The following is a 20,558-nucleotide window of genomic DNA, read 5'->3' on the forward strand; positions in this document are numbered from 1 at the left end:
GATAGGCTGTGCGCAGCATGTCGACTTCATCTTCAGCCGCCGATTCCACGTTCGATCGCCGTGAGGCCCGCAAGCGCCTCGGTGCGCTCACCCTGCGGGACGAACACCGTCTGCGCCGCCGCCTCGATCGGGCCAAGTCCCCGTCCACGCTGGCGGCGCTGTCCGACGAGATCGCCGCGGCCGAGCTGCGAATCGCCGGACGCCGCGCCCAGGTTCCGGCCGTCACCTACCCGGAGGCGCTACCGGTCAGTGCCCGCCGCGACGACATCGCGGCCGCGATCGCATCGCACCAGGTGGTGATCGTCGCCGGCGAGACCGGCTCCGGCAAGACCACCCAGATCCCGAAGATCTGCCTCGAACTGGGACGCGGGGTCCGCGGACTGATCGGGCACACACAGCCGCGGCGGCTCGCGGCCCGCACGGTCGCCGAACGCATCGCCGAGGAGATCGGCCGGGATCTCGGCGACACCGTCGGCTACACCGTCCGGTTCACCGACCAGGTGTCGGATTCGACGCTGGTGAAACTGATGACCGACGGCATCCTGCTCGCCGAGATCCAACGGGATCGGATGCTGCGCCGCTACGACACGCTCATCATCGACGAGGCCCACGAACGCAGCCTCAACATCGACTTCATCCTCGGCTACCTCAAGCAGCTGCTCCCCCGCCGCCCCGACCTCAAGGTGATCATCACGTCGGCGACGATCGACCCGCAGCGGTTCGCGGAGCACTTCGAGGTCGACGGGGTACCCGCCCCGATCGTCGAGGTGTCCGGGCGCACGTTCCCCGTCGAGATGCGCTACCGCCCGCTGTCGGTGGAGGTCGGCGACCAGATCGTCGACCGCGACCCGGTGGACGCGGTGTGCGAGGCCGTCGAGGAACTCGCCGCCGAGGGAGACGGCGACGTCCTCGTCTTCCTGTCCGGCGAACGGGAGATCCGCGACACCGCCGACGCGTTGCGCGACCGCAGGTATCGGAACACCGAGATCGTGCCGCTGTACGCGCGGCTGTCCGCGGCCGAGCAGCACAAGGTGTTCACCCCGCACACCGGACGCCGCGTGGTGCTGGCCACCAACGTCGCCGAGACGTCGCTGACCGTGCCCGGCATCCGCTACGTCGTCGACCCCGGCACCGCCCGCATCTCCCGCTACTCGGTGCGCACCAAGGTGCAGCGGCTGCCGATCGAGGACATCTCGCAGGCGTCGGCCCGGCAGCGCACCGGCCGCTGCGGTCGTGTCGCCGACGGCATCTGCATCCGCCTCTACTCGGAGGACGACTTCGAGTCCCGGGACGCGTTCACCGAACCGGAGATCCTGCGTACCAACCTGGCGTCCGTCGTCCTGCAGATGACGGCGCTCGGACTCGGTGACATCGAGGCGTTCCCGTTCGTCGAGGCACCCGACCCGCGGGCGATCCGCGACGGCGTCGCGCTACTCGAGGAGTTGGGCGCCCTCGACGCCGAAACCACCGGCGGCGGCCCCCAGCTGACCGCGACCGGACGCGAACTCGCGCAACTGCCGGTCGATCCCCGCATGGCCCGCATGCTCGTCGAGGCGCACCGCAACGGGTGCCTGCGGGAGATGCTGGTGATCGTCTCCGCCCTGTCCATCCAGGACGTGCGGGAGCGTCCCGCCGACCATCAGCAGGCCGCCGACGAGAAGCACGCCCGGTTCGCGGTGGAGAACTCCGATTTCCTCGCCTACCTGAAGCTGTGGGAGTACCTGCGCGAGCAGCGGAAGGAGCTGAGTTCCAACCAGTTCCGCAGGATGTGCCGTAACGAGTTCCTGCACTGGCTGCGGATCCGCGAATGGCAGGACCTGCACGGCCAGCTCCGTCAGATCACCCGCGGACTCGGTTGGGAGACAACCGAATCCGAGGCCGGCGAGGCGGTCGTCCACCAGTCGCTCCTGGCCGGCCTGCTCTCCCACATCGGTGTCCGTGAGGGTGAGAAGCGGGACTTCCTCGGCGCCCGCGGCAGCCGGTTCGCGATCTTCCCCGGTTCCGGGCTGTTCAAGAAGCCGCCCCGCTGGGTGATGGCCTCCGAACTGGTCGAGACGACGCGGCTGTGGGCCCGGATGACGGCCCGCATCGAACCCGAATGGGTCGAGAACCTCGCCCCGCACCTGGTCAAACGCACGTACTCGGAGCCGCACTGGTCGAGCAAGCGGGCGTGCGCGATGGCCTACGAGCGGGTGACGCTCTACGGTGTCCCGATCGTCACCGGCCGACTCGTGTCGTACGCGTCGATCGACCCCGAGGTCTCCCGCGACCTGTTCCTCCGGCACGCCCTCGTCCAAGGTGAATGGCAGACGCAGCACCGGTTCTTCCACGCCAACCGGGCCCTCCTCGACGACGTCGAGGAACTCGAGCACCGGGCCCGCCGCCGCGACATCCTCGTCGACGACGAAACCCTGTTCGAGTTCTACGACGAGCGGGTCGGCCCGGAGGCGGTGTCGGCCCGACACTTCGACACGTGGTGGAAGAAGACCCGCCGGGAGAACCCGGAACTGCTGACGTTCACCACGTCGACGGTCGTCAACGCCGACTCCGCCGCCGTCCTCGAGGGCGACTACCCGGACGCGTGGCGGCAGGGCGAGATCCAGTTCCCGCTCACCTACCAGTTCGAGCCGGGCAAGGACGACGACGGTGTCACCGCCCGCATCCCCGTCGCCCTGCTCGCCGGGGTCCGCCCCGTCGGATTCGACTGGCTGGTGCCCGGGCTGCGCACCGAACTGGTGACGGCGCTGATCAAGACGCTGCCCAAGCAGGCCCGCCGCCAGGTGGTGCCGGCACCGGACTTCGCAGCCGCCGCGCTGGCCTCGGTGACGCCGCGCTCGGAGTCGCTGGTACACGCGCTGGCGCGGGAGTTGTCCCGGCTGGGGAACTGCCGGATCGACCCGACCGACTTCGATGTCGCGGCCCTCCCCCCGCACCTGCGGATGACGTTCGCGGCCGTCGACGAGAAGGGCGCCGTCGTCGGGAAGGACAAGTCACTGGCGGCACTGCGCCGCACTCTCGCCCCGCGGGTGGAGGTGGCGGTCGCGAAGGCCGCCGCGACCACCGAGCGGCAGCCCGCCCTGGTGTGGACGGCGCAGACCCTCGGCACTCTGCCCGAGACGGTGACCCGCACGCTCGGTGGGCAGAAAGTCACCGGCTATCCGGCCCTCGTGCCGGAGCAGTCGGGTGTGGCCGTGCGGGTCCTCACCACGCCCGCCGCCCAGCGTGCCGCGATGCGCGCCGGCACCCGCCGGCTTCTCCTCGATGCCGTTCCGACCCAAGCGAAGTCGGCGACGAACGGGATGAGTAACACGGACCGGCTGGCACTCGGCCAGAACCCGGACGGCAGTTTCGACGCGCTCCTCGAGGACTGCCGGGCGTGTGCGGTGGACGAACTGATCGCCGAGAACGGCGGCCCGGTACAGGATCCGGCCGCGTTCGAGGCGTTGACTGCCACCGTGCGGGCCCAGCTGGCGACCCGGGTCACCCGGCTGCTGCGGATGCTGCTGCCGGCACTGGCCGAGGCGCATCGGCTCGCGATCGTCCTCGACCGGGCCTCCGGGGAGGCCGCCGACGACGTCCGTGAGCAGCGGGAGTCGTTGCTGTTCCCCGGATTCGTCACCGAACTCGGCACCCGGCACCTGAAGGATCTGCCCCGCTACCTCGCGGCGGCGACCGCCCGACTCGAGGCGCTCCCGGCGAGCCTGCAGCGAGACCGGGTCGGGATGGATGCGCTCGATCGGGTGTACGCGGCCTACGACCGCATGCTGTCGGCGCTGCCGGAGGATCGGCGCGGCAACGCCGACGTCACCGCCGTCCTGTGGACGGTCGAGGAGTTGCGGGTGAGCCTGTTCGCGCAGTCCCTCGGCACCGCCGGACCGGTGTCGGAGAAACGCGTCCTCAAAGCGATCGACGCGATCCGCCGCTGAGGATCCCGGTCACGTCGCCGGGGACACCACGCCATCGGTGTCCTCGGCGCGGTTCTCGCGGTGGGCGCGCAGATCCTCGATCTCCCGCTCGAAGTCCTCGGCGGAACTGAAGGACCGGTACACCGACGCGAACCGCAGGTAGGCCACCTCGTCGAGATCCCGCAGCGGACCGAGAATCGCCAATCCGACCTCGTGGCTGGGGATCTCGGGCCCCGACGCCCGGACCGCGTCCTCGACCTTCTGCGCCAGCAGGTTCAGCGCATCGTTGTCGACGTGCCGGCCCTGGCAGGCGCGCTGCACGCCGCGGACCACCTTCTCCCGACTGAACGGCTCGGTCACACCACTGCGTTTGACCACTGCGAGGACCGCGGTCTCGACGGTGGTGAAGCGACGCCCGCACTCCGGGCACGAACGGCGCCGCCGGATCGCGGCCCCCTCGTCGGCTTCACGAGAATCGACCACGCGCGAATCGGGGTGCCGGCAGAACGGGCAGTGCATGGTGAATCCTCGCGGTGGGGTGTGACTGACAGGATCCGAGGATACCCGTCCCACCCACACCGTCAGCGACTCCCGGGTACCGAGACCTGCACGGTCTCCGTACCGGCAGGAACCGTCGGCGGGCCGGCCGCGAGGTCCGCGAGCGCATTCAGTCCGACGACGACGCCGACGGTGATCACGACGGTCGCCAGCACGGACGCCCAACCACCCGCCGCCTCAGCCCGCGAGGGTCCCGCCGATCGTGCGACCCGCGATCCCGGCGCGCCGCGGCGCGGTCGGGCGTCGTACCGCACGACGCCACCGCGCGGATGCGTCGTGGCCCGTCGCCGGCGGGACGGCGTCGGGCCGACTCTCCCTGAGCAACGCGCAGTCGATCCATTTCCCGAAAGTACGATCCCCATCCGAACCTCCCAGTGAGTCGTCACAGCTCGTCGGACACTGTGCGAGTCGTCCGAACATCTCCCGTTCACACCACCTGTTCGATCACGTGTTCGATAGAACACATATTCGATTTCTACCACGCGACGGCGGCGAAGTCACCGGTTTCCGCCGCCGCGTGTCGAACAGATGTTTGAAGTGGTGGCGTGATCGGGATAGATTCGGGGCAACGCATGCGGGCACACCAGGGAGGCGAACCGAATGAAGGACGAGACCACGAGTTCCGCCGGACGTGCCGTCGGCAGTGCCGACGACGACACGGGCCGTGAACCGGTTCTCGACGCCGCGCAGCTCACCGACCGGCAGCGCCGTGTCCTCGAGGTCATCCGCGCCTCGGTCGCCGACCGCGGTTACCCCCCGAGCATCCGCGAGATCGGTGATGCGGTGGGTCTGACGTCGACGTCGTCGGTCGCCCACCAGTTACGCACCCTCGAACGCAAGGGTTTCCTGCGTCGCGACCCCAACCGGCCGCGGGCGGTGGACGTGCGCGGGCTCGACAACGTGGTCCAGGCCGCCGTTCCGTCCGGAGCCACCGCGGCCGGCGACCTTCCCGATCCCACGTTCGTCCCGGTCCTCGGCCGCATCGCCGCCGGTGGTCCGATCCTGGCCGAGGAGGCCGTCGAGGACGTGTTCCCGCTGCCCCGCGAACTCGTGGGCCAGGGGTCGCTGTTCCTGCTCAAGGTCGTCGGGGAGTCGATGATCGACGCCGCGATCTGCGACGGCGACTGGGTGGTGGTCCGGCAGCAGAACGTCGCCGACAACGGCGACGTCGTGGCCGCGATGATCGACGGTGAGGCCACCGTGAAGACGTTCAAGCGCACCGGCAAGGACGTGTGGCTCATGCCGCACAATCGGCTGTTCGAGCCGATCCCCGGCAACGACGCGGCAATCCTCGGCAAGGTCGTCACCGTGATGCGCAAACTCTGATCCGACGACCGTAGGGCGGGTCCGCAGCACGATGCTGCGGACCCGCCCTGCGGTGTTTCGTGTGTCAGCTCAGATTCAGGCTGCGCCCGATGATCTCCTTCATGATCTCGGTGGTGCCGCCGTAGATCCGCTGGACCCGGGAATCGAGGTACGCCTTGGCGATCGGGTACTCGCGCATGTAGCCGTAGCCACCGTGCAGCTGCAGGCACCGGTCGACGAGTTCGACCTGCTTCTCCGTCGTCCACCACTTGGCCATCGCGGCCTCCTGGACGGTCAGCTTGCCCTCGTTGAGCAGTTCGATCGACCGGTCGACGAACACGCGCGCGATCTGGGTCTCGGTGGCGAGTTCGGCAAGCACGAAGCGGCTGTTCTGGAAGCTGCCGATCGACTTGCCGAACGCCTTACGGTCCCGGCAGTACCGGATCGTCTGCTCGAGCACCGACTCCATCGCCGCGACCGCGACCACCGCGATCGACAACCGCTCCTGCGGCAGGTTCTGCATCAGGTAGATGAAGCCCAGACCCTCCTCGCCGAGCAGGTTCTCGGCGGGCACCCGGACGTCGGTGAACGACAGTTCGGCGGTGTCCTGCGCCGCGAGGCCGATCTTGTCGAGGTTGCGGCCCCGCTCGAAGCCCTCCATGCCGCGCTCGACGACGAGCAGTGAGAACCCCTGCGCGCCCTTGTCCGGATCGGTGCAGGCCACGACGATCACCAGGTCGGCGTTGATGCCGTTGGTGATGAACGTCTTGGAGCCGTTGAGGATCCAGTGGTCCCCGTCGCGGACTGCGCGGGTCTTGATGCCCTGCAGGTCCGATCCGGTGCCGGGCTCGGTCATCGCGATCGCGGTGATGATCTCACCGGAGCAGAAGCCGGGCAGCCAGCGCTGCTTCTGTTCCTCGGTGGCGAGGTCGATCAGGTACGGGGCCACGACGTCGTTGTGCAGCATGAAGCCGGGACCGCCGAAACCGCCGCGGGTGGTCTCCTCGGTGACGATCGTGTTGTACCGGAAGTCCCGGACTCCCCCGCCGCCGTACTCCTCGGGCACCGCCATACCGAGGAAACCCTGCGCGCCGGCCTTCTTCCAGACCTCGCGGTCGACGATGTGCTGCTCCTCCCACAGGTCGTGGAAGGGGGCGACCTCCTGGTCGAGGAACTTGCGGTAGGACTCCCGGAAGAGGTCGTGCTCGGGTTCGAACAGGGTGCGCTCCACTGAGTCTCCTCACGTCGACATGCACCCGCGAACGGCGGGCGCATCGTTGCCCCGACGGTAGGACGACACTCGGCCGCGATCCATGACCGAGACGATCATGATTCGTGACCGATGTGAGTCACGTCACGGATGCCGGATGAGGCTGCGCCGCAGCGCGTCGAGTCGACGCATCACCGGGTAGGCGATCAGGATGCCGACCGACCCCCACGCGATGCCGCCGAGTTCGACCGATCCGATCGACAGCGTCAGGTCGCCGATCCCGGCGATGAGGGCGGCCGCGACGACAGTGAGGTTGACCGGGTCGGTGAAGTCGACCTTCGCATCCAGCCAGATCCGCACACCGAGGACACCGATCAGGCCGTACAGCACGAGCGTGGCACCGCCGATGACGCCGTCGGGCACCGTGAACACGAGGGCACCGAACTTCGGGGAGAACGACAGCACGACGGCGGTCACCGCGGCCACCCAGTAGGCGGCCGTCGAGTACACGCGGGTCGCGGCCATGACACCGATGTTCTCGGCGTACGTGGTGGTGCCCGAGCCGCCGCCGGCACCGGCGAGGGTGGTGGCCAGACCGTCGGCGAACAGGGCGTGCCCGGCCAGGTCGTCGAGCGGCTTGCCGGTCATCGCGGACACCGCCTTGACGTGCCCGACGTTCTCGGCGACGAGGACGATCACGACGGGCAACGCGAGCAGGATCACCGACAGGTCGAACGTGGGCGACCGCAGATGCGGGACCCCGAACCACGCGGCCTCCCGCAGGGCGTCGACGCGGTCGTCGGCGAGGCCGCCGACCGCCGCCGCGAACACCCAGCCGACGACGACGCCGATGAGGATGCCGAGCCGTCCGACGATGCCCGGGCCGAGGACCGTCGCGAGGAGGATCCCGAGGAGGGTGACCGCCGCGATCAACGGTTGCGCCTGGAACGATCCGGCCGCGGCGGGGGCGAGGTTGAGCCCGATCAGCGCCACCACCGCACCGGTGACGACCGGCGGCATCACCGCGTCGATGACGCGGGAACCGAGCGTCTTGACGACGAGGCCGACCAGCATGAGCACGACGCCCGCGGCGACGACGCCACCGAGCTGCGCGGCCGGACCGGCACCCGCGGACGCGGTCAGCGGGGCGATGAACGCGAACGACGACCCCAGGTAGCTGGGGATACGGCCGCGGGTGAGGAGCAGGAACAGCACGGTGCCGATGCCGGAGAACAGCAGCGTCGTGGTCACCGGGAAGCCGGTGATGGTCGGCACCAGCAGTGTGGAGCCGAACATCGCGATCACGTGCTGCATGCCGATACCGACGGTCCGCGGCCACGACAGCCGCTCGTGCGGGGCCACCACCGCGCCGTCCGCGATCTGCCGGCCGTCGCCGTGCACGGTCCACGAGAACAGCCGGGTCAGCTGTCCGTCCGACGATTGCGTTGTTTCCTGCTGGGTCACGACACGACATCGTAGGGGCAACGGCCGCCGGCCCGGCACGCGAACCCCTGATCTGGCGGGAGGTCGTGGATGCAGGCTGAGCGAAGGTCGCCGCCACACCGATCCGACGTCGATCGGGCCGGCTCACGAACCTGCACAACTCGGTCCCGAGCAAGCTCATGGCGACCACCGTGCAATCTGTGCTTCGGCAGGACACCCTCGCCACTTACGCACTACCTCGATACGCGCGCCATCCAGAACCAAAATCTGTTCTACAGTGCCTTGATCTGCTCGAAAAACGAAGAATGCTGCACGCTCCGAATGCTATCGTCGCTCCATGATCCTGCTCAGCTTCACCGTGCGCAACCACAAGAGCATCAGGGACGAGATCACAGTCGATCTCATACGTTCGTCGCTGCGGACCCTCCGGCCACGGGGCGACGACTGGGGCGCTGTGGCATACACGGTTGCGGGGATCTTCGGCGGCAATGCGACCGGCAAGTCCGCTGTGCTGGATGCGCTTCGCTACACGTTTACGGCGATCAGGCTGTCCGCCACAGCCTGGCAGGCATCGAAGTCGATGTACCGTGCACCGTTCATGCTCGACGGGACCGCGCGCACCTCATCGAGCACCTATGAGCTGGACTTTGTCCACGAGGGACATCGTCATTCCTACGGCTTCGAAGTCGACCATGACGGGATCAAGCGCGAGTGGCTGCGCGATGTGCCCGGCTCACGATGGCGCACGCTGCTGGACCGCGACCGCGACGCAGGCACACTGAAGTTCCACCAGAGTCTGCGCACGAAGATCGAGGTGACCGGACGTGAGCTCGTACTCAGTCGGGCGCTATTGCTGCAGGACTCGCCCTTGAGTCCTGTGGCTCGTGAACTGGCCTCCGCTTTCGACTGCGTTCTGGTGAAGGACTCCCACCGCGAGGCACGCCTGTCGAGCATCGCGGACTCGCTGGCGGAAGGAAGCATTACCTTCACCGATCTCGAAGCGCTGCTCCAGGTTGCCGACATCGGTGTCGTGAAGGTTAGCATCGAGGAGACCAATATCCCCGAGCACATCCGCCGCGCATTCCGCAGACTCCGGCAGGAGTTGCGCGAGGATGCGGACAGTCCAAGCGACACTGCCGCCGACGACGAAGATCTCGGCGATCTGGACGATGACCAACTCGCCCAGGTGGTGAGACATCTGGTCTTCACACACCGCGGCACGGCCGACGAACGCCCCGAGTTCTCCATCCAGGACGAGAGCGACGGGACGATCGCTTGGCTCGCCATCGGGGTGCCGGCGTTGGAGGCGCTGCGCGCGGGGGGGCTGCTACTTGTCGACGAGATCGACGCGAGCCTGCATCCCCACTTGCTCGAGGTTCTGTTGGGAGCCTTCGCGGATCCCCTGGTCAACACTCGGCAGGCGCAGCTCGTCTTCACGAGCCACGAGTCCTACGTCCTCTCGCCGCTGAGCGAAGTGAAGCTGGATCCCGAACAAGTCTGGTTCACGGACAAGACCTACGAGGGCGTCACCGAGCTGACCTGCCTCGCCGACTTCCCGAAGCACCCCGACGCGAACGTGGCGCGGCGCTATCTCACCGGACGGTACGGCGGTACGCCGCGGCTCTCACCGAGCACGCTGGCTGCACTCGTCGGCTCCGAGGAGCGCTGAGGGTGGCGACACGCAAGAGCGGGCGCAACAGCTGTCGTGAAATCAGTCCCTGTGGGCAAGGATCCGACGAAGGTCGTCCAGAAGTGCATTGAGATCCGAGACAAAGCTGCGAGCGACGAGAAGGAGTACGGCGACTGCGTCTGCCTGGTCGATGTCGACCAGCACAAGGCGTTGCCGGCCGCCTGCCAGCTCGCGGCCCGCGAGTCGATCCTGCTACTCGTCTCGAACCTCGAGTTCGAGGCATGGCTTCGGTGGCACGTCGAAGACAAGCGCTCTGCACTGAGCACCTCGCAACTCGACGAGCTCACCGCGAGGCTGGGATTGATCACGAAGAAAATGCTCGCACCGAGCTTCCCGTTCCACGCCGTACACGGAGCATGCGAGATCGCGCGCCGAGCAGACCCGGGTCTGGAGGCCGGGAGGATAGGCCCTGATCCTTCGTCGGCGATGCCACTCCTCGTGGATCTCATGCTGAGACGGCGAGGGTAGCGGCACAGCTAATGGCGCCGGGAGCGGCGTCGAACCGACCAGTAGGTGGCGGCTGCGGCGAGGGCACCACCGATCGCGAGAGTGGGCAGCGTCCACGGTGAGCCGGCCGTGCCGCCCGGCGCGGCGGGGACGTCCGTCGCGTTCGCCGACAGTGCCACCGAACCCGCCGGAGCCGAGCCCGCCGACGACGATTCCGGCGCACCGGCATGCGCGAGGTCGACGGCCCCCGCGAGTATCCGCAGCGGCGGCAGCGGGCCGCCGGCGGCCTCCGAGCCGGAGATCAGGTCGCCGTCCGGGGTGAACGCGAGCGCCTCCCCCTGCGGTTCGTTCGGGAGCGGCACCCGGATCGGGGTGGTGGTCGTGATCGCACGGGCCAGGTCGCCGTCGGGCGCCGAGTACAGGTAGGCGTCGGTGTAGGTGCGCAGTGCGGCAACCGTGCCGTCGGCGGCGACCGCACCCCCGGTGATCAGCGTCGATCCCCCGATGGGGACCGGGCCGCCCGGTGTGCTCGTCGGACCGAGCCGCACCTGCCCGATCCGTTCGAGCGGGGTCGGCCCCGGCGAGGCGAGCGCGTCGAGTCCGGCGCCGCCGACCGGACGGTAGATGCCGCCGGCCACGAGCACCTCCTTGGTGACGATCAGCGGGACACCGTCGCGCCCGATCAGTAGCGTCTCGGCGTCGTGCGGGCCGTCCGGGTAGGTGAGCCGGTGCAATCGTCCGGCACCGGACGCCGGATCCAGGTCGATCAGTGCGACCGTGGACCGGGCCTTCAGGTTGTCGCCGGTGTCCGACAGCCACAGCCGCCCGTCCGGTCCGACACCCATGTCCTCGATGTCGTACGGGTCGACCGGGACCGGCAGGGACCCGGTCACCCGGCAGGTGCCGTCGAGGACGGTGACGGCGTCGTCGGTGCCGCTGTCCCCGATCGCGTACATCACGCCCCCGGCCGTCCCGTCACTGCCGATGGCGAGTCCGGACAGTTCCTCGAGTGCCGGATCGGTAGGGGTGCACAGGGTTTCGAATGCGGCGCCGTCGGCGAGGACCCCGGACCCGGTGGACTGTGCGACGGCGGGGGCACCGGTCAGGATGCCGCCGAGCAGCAGTCCACCGGTGAGTACCGATCCGATCGTGGCGCGGACGCTACCGGTGCCCGGCGTACTCGGCCAGAGCCGACGCGAGCGATTCGGGGACCCGCACCCGCATCCGGGTGCCGTGCTCCTCGTGTTCGGAGTCGAGGATCTGTCCGTCCGCGTGGATGCGGGCGACGAGGTCGCCACGGGTGTACGGGACGAGGACGTCGACCTCGATCTCGGGGCGTCGCACGATCTCCCCCAGGTGTTCCCGCAGTGCATCGATACCCTCCCCGGTCCGGGCGGACACGAACACCGCACCGGGAAGAAGCCCGCGCAGTTGGGTCAGGACCACCGGGTCCGCCGCATCGATCTTGTTTACCACGATCAACTCGGGCGGTGCGGGTGAATCGTTCTCCCGCAGCACCTCGGTGATCACCTCGCGGACCGCCTTGATCTGGTCGGTCGGCAGTGGATCGGAGCCGTCGACGACGTGCAGCAGCAGGTCGGCGTCGGTGACCTCCTCGAGGGTCGAGCGGAACGCCTCGACCAGCTGGGTCGGCAGGTGCCGCACGAATCCGACGGTGTCGGTGAGCACGTATTCGCGGCCGTCCTCGAACGACGACTGCCGGGTCGTCGGATCCAACGTGGCGAACAGCGCGTTCTGCACGAGCACCCCGGACCCGGTGAGGGCGTTGAGGAGGCTGGACTTGCCGGCGTTGGTGTAGCCGACGATCGCGACCGACGGGATCTCGGTGCGCAGCCGATGACTGCGTTTGGTGTCACGGGCCGCTTTCATACCCTTGATCTCGCGCCGCAGTTTCGCCATCCGTTCCCGGATACGACGGCGGTCCGTCTCGATCTTCGTTTCACCCGGTCCGCGCAGACCGACACCGCCGTTGCTGCCGGCGCGGCCACCGGCCTGCCGGGACATGGACTCGCCCCAGCCGCGCAGCCGCGGCAGCATGTACTCCATCTGCGCGAGCGCGACCTGCGCCTTGCCCTCCCGGGATGTGGCGTGCTGGGCGAAGATGTCGAGGATCAGGGCAGTGCGGTCGATGACCTTGACCTTGACGACCTTCTCCAGTGCGGTCAGCTGGGCGGGGGTCAGTTCACCGTCGCAGATGACGGTGTCGGCGCCGGTCGCCAGGACGACCTGCCGAAGTTCCTCGGCCTTGCCGGACCCGATGTAGGTGGAGGCGTCGGGCTTGTCGCGTCGCTGTACCAGACCCTCGAGGACCTCGGAGCCGGCGGTCTCGGCGAGCGCGGCGAGTTCGGCCATACTGGCATCGGCCTGCGCGGCGGTGCCCGACGTCCACACCCCGACCAGCACGACCCGCTCGAGGCGCAGCTGCCGGTATTCGACCTCGGTGACGTCGGTGAGTTCGGTGGACAGTCCCTGGACGCGGCGCAGCGCGGTGCGTTCGTCGAGTTGCATCTCGCCGACCGACGGGACGTGGCCGCCGAAGTGGTCGACCTCGTGCACCGCCGTGTCGTCACCCGCGGTGGAGTCGGTGTGCTGCTGTGATTTCGTCGATTTCGTCATACACGTCCATGGTCCCACGAACCCGGACACGGACGCATTCGGTTATCCCCTGCACGGCGCGGATCCCACCCCGCCCGGGCTTCAGCCCAGTTCGGTCCACCAGCGGTCGTCGATCCGGCCGGACGCGACGAGCACCGACGGCCCGCGCAGTGCGGCACGTCCGGCGTCGACGGTGACCTGGACGCGCCCGCCCGGAACCCGCACCTCGACGGTGCCGTCGGTGGTGCCGCTGCCGCGCAGGGCGGCGACGGCGGCGGCGACGGTACCGGTGCCGCACGAGCGGGTCTCGCCGACACCGCGTTCGTGGACGCGCATGTGCACCGCACCGCCGTCGAGGGCGGTGAGGATCTCGATGTTGACGCCGGCCGGGAAGAAGACCGGGTCGAAGTCGGGTGCGGAAGTCAGGTCCAGCGCGGCGAGCGCGGCCGGGGTCAGATCGGCGGCGACGCACGCGAGGTGCGGGTTGCCGACGTCGATGCCGAGACCGGTCAGTTCCCGGCCGCCGACGGTCGCGGTCGAGCCGCCGAGTTCACGGATCGGCCCCATGTCGACGGTGACGTCGCCGTGGACGTGGTCGGCGGCGTGCACGACGACGGGGCGGGCCCCGGCGCGGCTGCCGACGACGAACTCGTCGCGCGATTCGAGTCCGGTGGCGCGCAGGTAGTGGGCGAACACCCGCACCCCGTTGCCGCACATCTCCGCGACGGAGCCGTCGGCGTTGCGGTAGTCCATGAACCAGTCGTCGGGGCCGACGCCGGCGGGCAGTTCGCGCAGCACCCCGGTGTCGGCGAGCGCCCCGGCGCGGGCGACGCGCAGCAACCCGTCGCCGCCGAGTCCGCGGCGGCGGTCGCACAGTGCGGCGATCCGGTGCTGGGGAAGCGCAAGGTCGGCGTCCGGATCCGGGAGGATGACGAAGTCGTTCTCGGTGCCGTGTCCCTTGCTGAACTCCATGCCCGTCATGTTACCGATCGCGTCCTGCTCATCGGCGCTGCCGAGCGGTCAGCGAGGCACCTCGGCGCTGCCGGGCGATCTCGTAGAGGCACACTGCGCCTGCGGACGGTGCGCCGAGCGAGCTGGCGGCGCCGCCGATCGGGATGCTCACCGTCACGTCGCAGGCTGCACGCCAGGACGCGCTCATGCCGCGGGTCTCGTTGCCGATCACCAGAATCGTGCCTCCACCGAAGTCGTGCTCGAAGATCGGCGCCTCGCTGCCCTCGTCCGTCCCGACGATCATCAGATCACGGCCGTCGCGGCGCGTACGTTCCCGCATCGCCAGCACCTCGTCGGCGTCGGTCGCCGTGTACACCGGCAACGCGAACAGCGAGCCGGTCGAGGCGCGCACGCACTGCGGGTCGAACGGGTCGGCGGCGTGCCCGGTCACGACCACCGCGTCGGCACCGAACGCGTCGGCGGAACGGATCAGCGTGCCCAGGTTTCCGGGCGAGGTCGGCCGGTCGAACACCACCAGCAGCGGCGCACCGGACGTCGAGGCGAGCGCGCCGACGCCCCGCTGACGGGTCTTCGCGACGGCAATGAGTTCCGGTGCGAGGTCGGCCTTCTCCCCCAGTTCGGCCATCAGTTCACCACTGACGCCGACCTTCTCGCCGGACCAGCCGTCGAGGACCCCGCGGGCCCAGCCCGACAGGGCACTGCCGTCGACCCGGTAGAGCACCGTCTCGATCGGCCAGTCGTGCTCGAGCGCCAGGGTCAGCGGCCGCACACCCTGGATCAGGAAACGGCCCGACTTGGTGCGCTTGGCCCTCGTCGTCAGGTACGACTGCCACTGCTGGAACCGGGCGTTGCGCACCGTCACCCGCGGGTCCCGGTGCCCGGCCTGGGCCGTCCGCTGTGTCTTCTTCGTCACGCTCTCTCCACTGTCGTCATGGCCAGATCCACCAGATTGCGGCTCGCGCCGTCGAGCCAGTGCACCCGCGGGTCGCGACGGAACCAGGACCGCTGCCGGCGCACGTACCGGCGGGTGCCGATGAACGTGCGTTCGATCGCCTCGGCGCGGTCGTAGTCGCCGTCGATCAGGGCGAGCACCTGCGCGTAGCCGATCGCACGCTGCGCGGTGACGCCGTCGCGGAGACCGACGTCCACCAGGGCGCGTACCTCGTCGACGAGTCCCCGCTCGAACATCAGCTCGGTGCGCAACCGGATCCGCGCATCCAGCTCCTCGGTGTCCCGTTCGACGCCGAGAATCACCGTGCCCCAGCGGGGTTCGCCGATCGTCGGCGCGGACGCCGCGAACGGGCGTCCGGTGATCTGCACGACCTCGAGCGCCCGGACGATGCGGCGGCCGTCGGTCGGCAGGATCGACGCCGCCGCGTCCGGATCGACCCGGCCCAGTTCGGTGTGCAGGGCCGCGACACCACGGTCGGCGAGCGCCGCCTCCCAGTGCGCCCGCACCGCGGGATCGGTGGCCGGGAACGACCACTGATCGAGCAGCGACTGCACGTACATCATCGAGCCGCCGACGATGATCGGAACGGCACCGCGGGCCCGGATCGCCTCGACGTCAGCCGTCGCCGACTCCTGGTAGCGGGCGACGGTCGCGGTCTCGGTGACGTCGAGGACGTCGAGCTGGTGGTGCGGAATGCCGCGGCGTTCGGGGACCGTGAGCTTCGCGGTGCCGACGTCCATGCCGCGGTACAGCTGCATCGCGTCGATGTTGACGATCTCGCCGCCGAGCCGCTCCGCGAGATCGAGCCCGAGATCGGATTTCCCGGTGGCGGTGGGGCCGACGACCGCGATCGGGGTGGGACCAGCAGTCGGGGTGGACACAGGGGGTGTCGTGGTCACGGGCGCCACATCCCGACGTGGTAGCCGACGCCGTACGGCGCGCCCGCGTACAGCGATTCGGCGGCGGCCGGACCGGACGGGCCGAACACCGCGGCCAACGCCTGCCAGACGGCCCGGCCGGTGAGTCCGATCCCGGCGCACACGTCGGCATCGAGACCGGTGAGGGCCGCCGCATCACCGGCGGCCAGGGCGTCGTCGAGCGCCGCCTGCACCCCGCCGGACCGAGGGTCGAACGCGCCGGGCGCCTTGTCGGTGAGGGTGTTCGCCCCGTCCGCGACCACGAGCAGCCCGTGCGGCGCCGGATCCGCGTCGAGTTCGGCCCGCAGCGCCGCCCCGATCCGCGCGCACTCCCCGGCCGGGGTGCCCGCGTCGAGCAGCCGGACCCGGATCCGCGTCGCGGGGGCGGCCTGACCGCGCAGCCACCCGGCGATCAAGGCGGCCAGCGGCAACTCCGGATCGACCGGACCGTTCGCGTCGGGTGCCAGACGGACCCGCTCGTCGACGCCGTATCCGGCGAACGTGCCGCGCGTGTCCGGGCCGATCCCGGCGACATGCGTGTCGACGGCGTCGACGGCGCTGTTCCGGACCCCGAGGACCGTCCAGTCGGCGGCGGCCCCCAACCGTCCGGCCACCGCGAGCGCTGCCGTGCGCATCGCATCGGTCTCGGAGGCTGCGGCCCCGGCCAGCCCGGGGACCAGCAGGGGCGGTGAGGGCACGAATGCGGCGGCAGTCAACACACTGCGCAACGGTAGTCGACACGAGGTGACGCGTTCGCAGCGTCGTACCTGTTTCAATAGGGGCCGAACAGTTACTGCCTGCTCCCGCGGGTTCCGAACGATCGTTCGGTACGACGCGGACCGTGAGCGGCGGTGACAGGGTGATCAGGCAGCCGTGACGCGCGGCAGAGACGAGGAACGATGACCGAGAGCAACGCACCCCAGCCGGGAACCCCGAAGCCGGGCATCCCCAAGCCGGGAGTCCCCAAGCCCGGTCCCGCTCCGAGCCATGCGGCACCGGCGGCACCGGCCGCCCCGGCCAGCGATCCGAGCCGATTCGGCCGAGTCGACGACGACGGCACCGCGTGGGTGACGACCGCCGACGGGGATCGGCAGATCGGCTCGTGGCAGGCCGGTGACGCCGCCGAGGGCCTCGCGCATTTCGGTCGCCGCTACGACGATCTCGCCACCGAGGTCGCGCTCCTCGAGTCCCGGCTCGCGTCCGGGACCGGTGACGTGAAGAAGACCCGGGCCGCCGCCGAGGCGCTCGCGGAATCACTGCCGACCGCCGCCGTCATCGGTGACCTCGACGCGCTCGCCACCCGCCTGTCGGCGATCGTGGCCGGATCCGAGAAGGCCGCGGAGAAGGCGAAGCACCGCAAGGAGCAGATCCGCCGCACCCACATCGCCCGTAAGGAGGCGCTGGCCGCCGAGGCCGAGCAGCTCTCGTCCGAGTCCACGCAGTGGAAGGCGGCCGGGGACCGGCTGCGGGAGATGCTCGACGAGTGGAAAACGATCCACGGTGTCGACCGCAAGACCGACGACGCGCTGTGGCGCCGCTTCTCCAAGGCGCGGGAGACGTTCAACCGGCGCCGCGGCACACACTTCGCCGACCTCGACCGCGAACGCGCGACCGCCAAGTCCCGCAAGGAGGAACTCGTCGTCGCGGCGCAGGCCCTGTCGACGTCCACCGAGTGGAGTGCGACGGCCGCCCAGTTCCGCGATCTGCTCGCCGAATGGAAGGCCGCCGGCCGCGCCCCGCGGGACGCGGACGACACGCTGTGGCGGCAGTTCAAGGAGGCGCAGGACGTGTTCTTCGCGGCCCGCAACGCCGCCGCGTCCGAGCGGGACGCCGAGTTCGCGGAGAACGCGCTCGCCAAGGAGGAGTTGCTGACGACCGCCGACGGCATCGACCCGGCGCAGGACCTCGACGCGGCGCGCGCGGCCCTGCGTGCACTGCAGGAGAAGTGGGACGAGATCGGCAAGGTTCCGCGGGAGCGCATGCACGACCTCGAGGGCAAGCTCCGGGCGATCGAGAAGCGGGTCCGCGAGGCCGCCGACTCCGAGTGGCGGCGCACCGACCCGGAGGCGCTGGCGCGGGCCGCCCAGTTCCGGGAGCGGGTCGCCCAGTTCGAGGAGCAGGCCGCGAAGGCGACGGCCGCCGGCAAGACGAAGGACGCCGAGAAGGCACTCGCCCAGGCCCGGCAGTGGCGTGAGTGGGCCGACGCGGCCGAGGGTGCCGTCGGCGAGCTCTGACCCGGGACGGTCACCGAGAACAACTGTGGGGCGGCACCTTCCGGTGCCGCCCCACAGTGGTCTCGCGTCCCGTCAGACCGTCCAGTCACCCTGATCGGGGTCGCTACCGGACGCCTGCCGACGCTCCTCCTCCGCGGCGAGCTGCATCGCCGTCCGGGTCCACACGACCTTGATCCAGTGGAATGTCAGGACGATGACGGCGAGCCATCCGAGGATCAGGCCGATACCCGGTCCCGCGCCGGTCTCGGCGGCCGGGACCGTCTGCCGCGACCAGATCGCCAGCATGCCGAACACCACCGACACGGCGGTACCTGCCAGTGCGATCCACGCGAGCACCCAGCGCCGGGTGACGAGCGCGAGGATCGAGAAGATGCCACCGAACACGAGCGCGAACCACACGAACAGCCGCGACGGCAGCTTGATGTGCTCGTCGACGGCGTCCGGCGCGAAGACCAGGACGTCCCACCCGTTCGCCGCGCCGGTGTGCGGCAACGTGAACGACAGCAGCAGCACCAGCACGCACACCGCGACGACCACGGCACGCATACCGGGGTCGATCTCGCCGGCGATCTTCTTCTCCGCGGCCTCGAAGTCCTTCTGGTACTCCTCGATCGGGTCGGGGGTCGGCCCGTCCGGTCGCTGCGGATCACCGGAACTCATACGTTGCATCCCATCTGTGCGGGCAGCGGCGCCGGGGCGCCCACCTGGGGCAGCCCGAGGCCGACGCCGATCGGCGGGGTCTTCGGTGTGACCCCGCGTTCGAACGAGTCACCGGCACGGGTGCGCCGGTGGGTGAGAATCGAGCCGTCGGCCACCAGATGATGCGGGGCGGCGCCGGTGACCACCGCGGTGATCACGTCGCCGGGGCGCAGATCGCCGTCGAGGTTCCCCTCCGGCCGGAAGTGGACGAGACGGCCGTCGCGGGCGCGGCCGCTCATGCGTGCGGTCTCGGCGTTCTTGCGGCCGTCACCGCTGGTCACCAGCAGCTCCACCTCGGTGCCGACGAGTTCCCGGTTCGCCTCGAGAGTGATCTCCTCCTGCAGCGCGATGAGCCGGTCGTAGCGTTCCTGCACGACGGCCTTCGGCAGCTGCCCCTCCATCTCGGCGGCCGGGGTGCCGGGACGCTTGGAGTACTGGAACGTGAACGCGCTGGTGAACCGGGCCTGCCGGACCACGTCGAGGGTGGCCTGGAAGTCCTCTTCGGTCTCCCCGGGGAAGCCGACGATGATGTCGGTGGTGATCGCAGCGTGCGGCATCACGGCGCGGACCTTCTCGATGATGCCGAGGAACTTGGCGCTGCGGTACGAGCGGCGCATCGCCTTGAGCACGCGGTCGGAGCCCGACTGCAACGGCATGTGCAACTGCGGGCACACGTTCGGGGTGGTGGCCATCGCCTCGATGACGTCGTCGGTGAACTCGGCCGGGTGCGGGGACGTGAACCGGACCCGCTCGAGGCCGTCGATCTGCCCGCACGCCGTCAGGAGTTTCGCGAAGGCGCCGCGGTCCCGTTCGATACCGGGGTCGGCGAAGGAGACGCCGTACGAGTTGACGTTCTGCCCCAGCAGCGTCACCTCCAGCACACCCTCGTTCACCAGCGCCTGCACCTCGGCGAGGATGTCGCCGGGCCGCCGGTCGACCTCCTTGCCGCGCAGCGCCGGCACGATACAGAACGTGCACGTGTTGTTGCAGCCCACCGAGATCGACACCCAGCCCGCGTACGCGGACTCCCGCTTGGCGGGCAGCGTCGACGGGAACGACTCGAGCGATTCGAGGATCTCCACCTCGGCCTTCTCGTTGTGCCGGGCCCGGTCGAGCAGCGCCGGCAGCGACCCGATGTTGTGGGTGCCGAACACGACGTCGACCCACGGCGCCTTCTTCACGACGGTGTCGCGGTCCTTCTGCGCCAAGCAGCCGCCGACCGCAATCTGCATGCCGGGACGTTCGGCCTTCACCGGGGCGAGGTGGCTGAGGTTGCCGTACAGCTTGTTGTCGGCGTTCTCGCGGACCGCGCAGGTGTTGAAGACCACCAGGTCCGCCTGCGCTCCCGTCGCCGCCCTGGTGTAGCCCGCGTCCTCGAGCAGGCCCGAGAGCCGCTCCGAGTCGTGCACGTTCATCTGACAGCCGTACGTGCGCACTTCGTAGGTGCGCACCGTGTCCTGAGCCCTGGCCTGGTCGATCGTCTCCACGGCATCAAGGGTACGGCCTCACCCGAAACCGCTCGTCGCGGCCACAATGTCCGATCTGAGAAGAAGGTTCGATCTTGATCGCTTCAGCAGTCTTGCCACCGACCGGCGAGTATGCTCACGATG

At 69.7% G+C, this 20,558-nt stretch carries 17 protein-coding genes; 5 read left to right on the plus strand and 12 right to left on the minus strand.

Going from position 1 to position 20,558, the window contains the following annotated elements; translation table 11 throughout:
• Positions 1–17 precede the first annotated feature (17 nt).
• Complete coding sequence (gene hrpA, locus E0497_RS10765; RefSeq protein ID WP_137724793.1) at positions 18–3,926, plus strand: ATP-dependent RNA helicase HrpA; 3,909 nt, start codon at positions 18–20, stop codon at positions 3,924–3,926.
• 9 nt (positions 3,927–3,935) lie between these two features.
• On the opposite strand, the gene nrdR is transcribed toward hrpA, so the two are convergent.
• A complete protein-coding gene (nrdR, locus tag E0497_RS10770) occupies positions 3,936–4,424 on the minus strand; it encodes a transcriptional regulator NrdR (protein WP_137724794.1) in 489 nt (162 codons plus the stop codon).
• 62 nt (positions 4,425–4,486) lie between these two features.
• A complete protein-coding gene (locus E0497_RS20975; protein ID WP_277751678.1) occupies positions 4,487–4,618 on the minus strand; it encodes a hypothetical protein in 132 nt (43 codons plus the stop codon).
• Positions 4,619–5,063: 445 nt separating this feature from the next.
• On the opposite strand from E0497_RS20975, the gene lexA reads away from it, so the two are divergent.
• Positions 5,064–5,789 carry a transcriptional repressor LexA gene (lexA, locus tag E0497_RS10775; RefSeq protein WP_137724795.1) on the plus strand — a complete coding sequence of 242 codons (726 nt, stop codon included), beginning with the start codon at positions 5,064–5,066 and terminating at the stop codon, positions 5,787–5,789.
• Positions 5,790–5,853: 64 nt separating this feature from the next.
• Here lexA and E0497_RS10780 read toward each other — a convergent pair whose 3' ends face one another.
• Entirely contained in the window at positions 5,854–6,999 is a 1,146-nt protein-coding gene (locus E0497_RS10780; RefSeq protein WP_137724796.1) for an acyl-CoA dehydrogenase family protein, read from the minus strand.
• A 123-nt stretch (positions 7,000–7,122) separates the two neighbouring features.
• A complete protein-coding gene (locus tag E0497_RS10785) occupies positions 7,123–8,442 on the minus strand; it encodes a uracil-xanthine permease family protein (protein WP_338325467.1) in 1,320 nt (439 codons plus the stop codon).
• Positions 8,443–8,758: 316 nt separating this feature from the next.
• Here E0497_RS10785 and E0497_RS10790 point away from each other — a divergent pair, with 316 nt between their 5' ends.
• Positions 8,759–10,090, plus strand: a complete 1,332-nt coding sequence (locus tag E0497_RS10790) for an AAA family ATPase (protein ID WP_137724797.1) — start codon at positions 8,759–8,761, stop codon at positions 10,088–10,090.
• 36 nt (positions 10,091–10,126) lie between these two features.
• Positions 10,127–10,579: an RloB domain-containing protein gene (locus tag E0497_RS10795; RefSeq protein WP_137724798.1), complete on the plus strand. Its 453-nt coding sequence runs from the start codon at positions 10,127–10,129 to the stop codon at positions 10,577–10,579.
• Between the two features lie 8 nt (positions 10,580–10,587).
• Here E0497_RS10795 and E0497_RS10800 read toward each other — a convergent pair whose 3' ends face one another.
• The 6 genes from E0497_RS10800 to E0497_RS10825 all read right to left on the minus strand — a co-directional run bounded on the left by E0497_RS10800 (position 10,588) and on the right by E0497_RS10825 (position 16,734).
• Positions 10,588–11,706 (minus strand): hypothetical protein, encoded by a 1,119-nt coding sequence (locus E0497_RS10800; RefSeq protein ID WP_421958335.1) that lies wholly within the window; start codon positions 11,704–11,706, stop codon positions 10,588–10,590.
• 13 nt (positions 11,707–11,719) lie between these two features.
• Positions 11,720–13,195 (minus strand): GTPase HflX, encoded by a 1,476-nt coding sequence (gene hflX, locus E0497_RS10805; RefSeq protein ID WP_137724799.1) that lies wholly within the window; start codon positions 13,193–13,195, stop codon positions 11,720–11,722.
• A gap of 81 nt (positions 13,196–13,276) precedes the next feature.
• Positions 13,277–14,146 carry a diaminopimelate epimerase gene (gene dapF / locus E0497_RS10810; RefSeq protein WP_137724800.1) on the minus strand — a complete coding sequence of 290 codons (870 nt, stop codon included), beginning with the start codon at positions 14,144–14,146 and terminating at the stop codon, positions 13,277–13,279.
• Between the two features lie 28 nt (positions 14,147–14,174).
• Complete coding sequence (locus E0497_RS10815) at positions 14,175–15,059, minus strand: TrmH family RNA methyltransferase (RefSeq protein ID WP_241665834.1); 885 nt, start codon at positions 15,057–15,059, stop codon at positions 14,175–14,177.
• Complete coding sequence (gene miaA, locus E0497_RS10820; RefSeq protein WP_137724885.1) at positions 15,056–15,979, minus strand: tRNA (adenosine(37)-N6)-dimethylallyltransferase MiaA; 924 nt, start codon at positions 15,977–15,979, stop codon at positions 15,056–15,058. The genes E0497_RS10815 and miaA overlap by 4 nt, the downstream gene beginning before the upstream one ends.
• Before the next feature lie 14 nt (positions 15,980–15,993).
• The gene (locus tag E0497_RS10825; protein ID WP_137724801.1) at positions 15,994–16,734 is read right to left on the minus strand and encodes a class III extradiol ring-cleavage dioxygenase family protein; all 741 of its coding nucleotides are present in this window, start codon (positions 16,732–16,734) and stop codon (positions 15,994–15,996) included.
• Positions 16,735–16,914: 180 nt separating this feature from the next.
• Here E0497_RS10825 and E0497_RS10830 point away from each other — a divergent pair, with 180 nt between their 5' ends.
• The gene (locus E0497_RS10830) at positions 16,915–18,249 is read left to right on the plus strand and encodes a DUF349 domain-containing protein (protein ID WP_137724802.1); all 1,335 of its coding nucleotides are present in this window, start codon (positions 16,915–16,917) and stop codon (positions 18,247–18,249) included.
• A gap of 72 nt (positions 18,250–18,321) precedes the next feature.
• On the opposite strand, the gene E0497_RS10835 is transcribed toward E0497_RS10830, so the two are convergent.
• A complete protein-coding gene (locus tag E0497_RS10835) occupies positions 18,322–18,918 on the minus strand; it encodes an Rv2732c family membrane protein (protein WP_170312946.1) in 597 nt (198 codons plus the stop codon).
• Complete coding sequence (gene miaB / locus E0497_RS10840) at positions 18,906–20,435, minus strand: tRNA (N6-isopentenyl adenosine(37)-C2)-methylthiotransferase MiaB (protein ID WP_137724804.1); 1,530 nt, start codon at positions 20,433–20,435, stop codon at positions 18,906–18,908. Before miaB ends, E0497_RS10835 begins: the two co-directional genes overlap by 13 nt.
• Between the last annotated feature and the right edge of the window lie 123 nt (positions 20,436–20,558).

The sequence above is a fragment of the Prescottella subtropica genome (assembly GCF_005434945.1).
Classification (GTDB): Bacteria; Actinomycetota; Actinomycetes; order Mycobacteriales; family Mycobacteriaceae; genus Prescottella; species Prescottella subtropica.

What these genes read in the sequence shown, in the direction of transcription:
- hrpA (WP_137724793.1), top strand. Translation starts at nt 18, where the DNA reads ATGTCGACTTCATCTTCAGCCGCCGATTCCACGTTCGATCGCCGTGAG.
- nrdR (WP_137724794.1), bottom strand. Translation starts at nt 4,424, where the DNA reads ATGCACTGCCCGTTCTGCCGGCACCCCGATTCGCGCGTGGTCGATTCT.
- lexA (WP_137724795.1), top strand. Translation starts at nt 5,064, where the DNA reads ATGAAGGACGAGACCACGAGTTCCGCCGGACGTGCCGTCGGCAGTGCC.
- E0497_RS10790 (WP_137724797.1), top strand. Translation starts at nt 8,759, where the DNA reads ATGATCCTGCTCAGCTTCACCGTGCGCAACCACAAGAGCATCAGGGAC.
- hflX (WP_137724799.1), bottom strand. Translation starts at nt 13,195, where the DNA reads ATGACGAAATCGACGAAATCACAGCAGCACACCGACTCCACCGCGGGT.
- dapF (WP_137724800.1), bottom strand. Translation starts at nt 14,146, where the DNA reads ATGGAGTTCAGCAAGGGACACGGCACCGAGAACGACTTCGTCATCCTC.
- E0497_RS10830 (WP_137724802.1), top strand. Translation starts at nt 16,915, where the DNA reads ATGACCGAGAGCAACGCACCCCAGCCGGGAACCCCGAAGCCGGGCATC.
- E0497_RS10835 (WP_170312946.1), bottom strand. Translation starts at nt 18,918, where the DNA reads ATGCAACGTATGAGTTCCGGTGATCCGCAGCGACCGGACGGGCCGACC.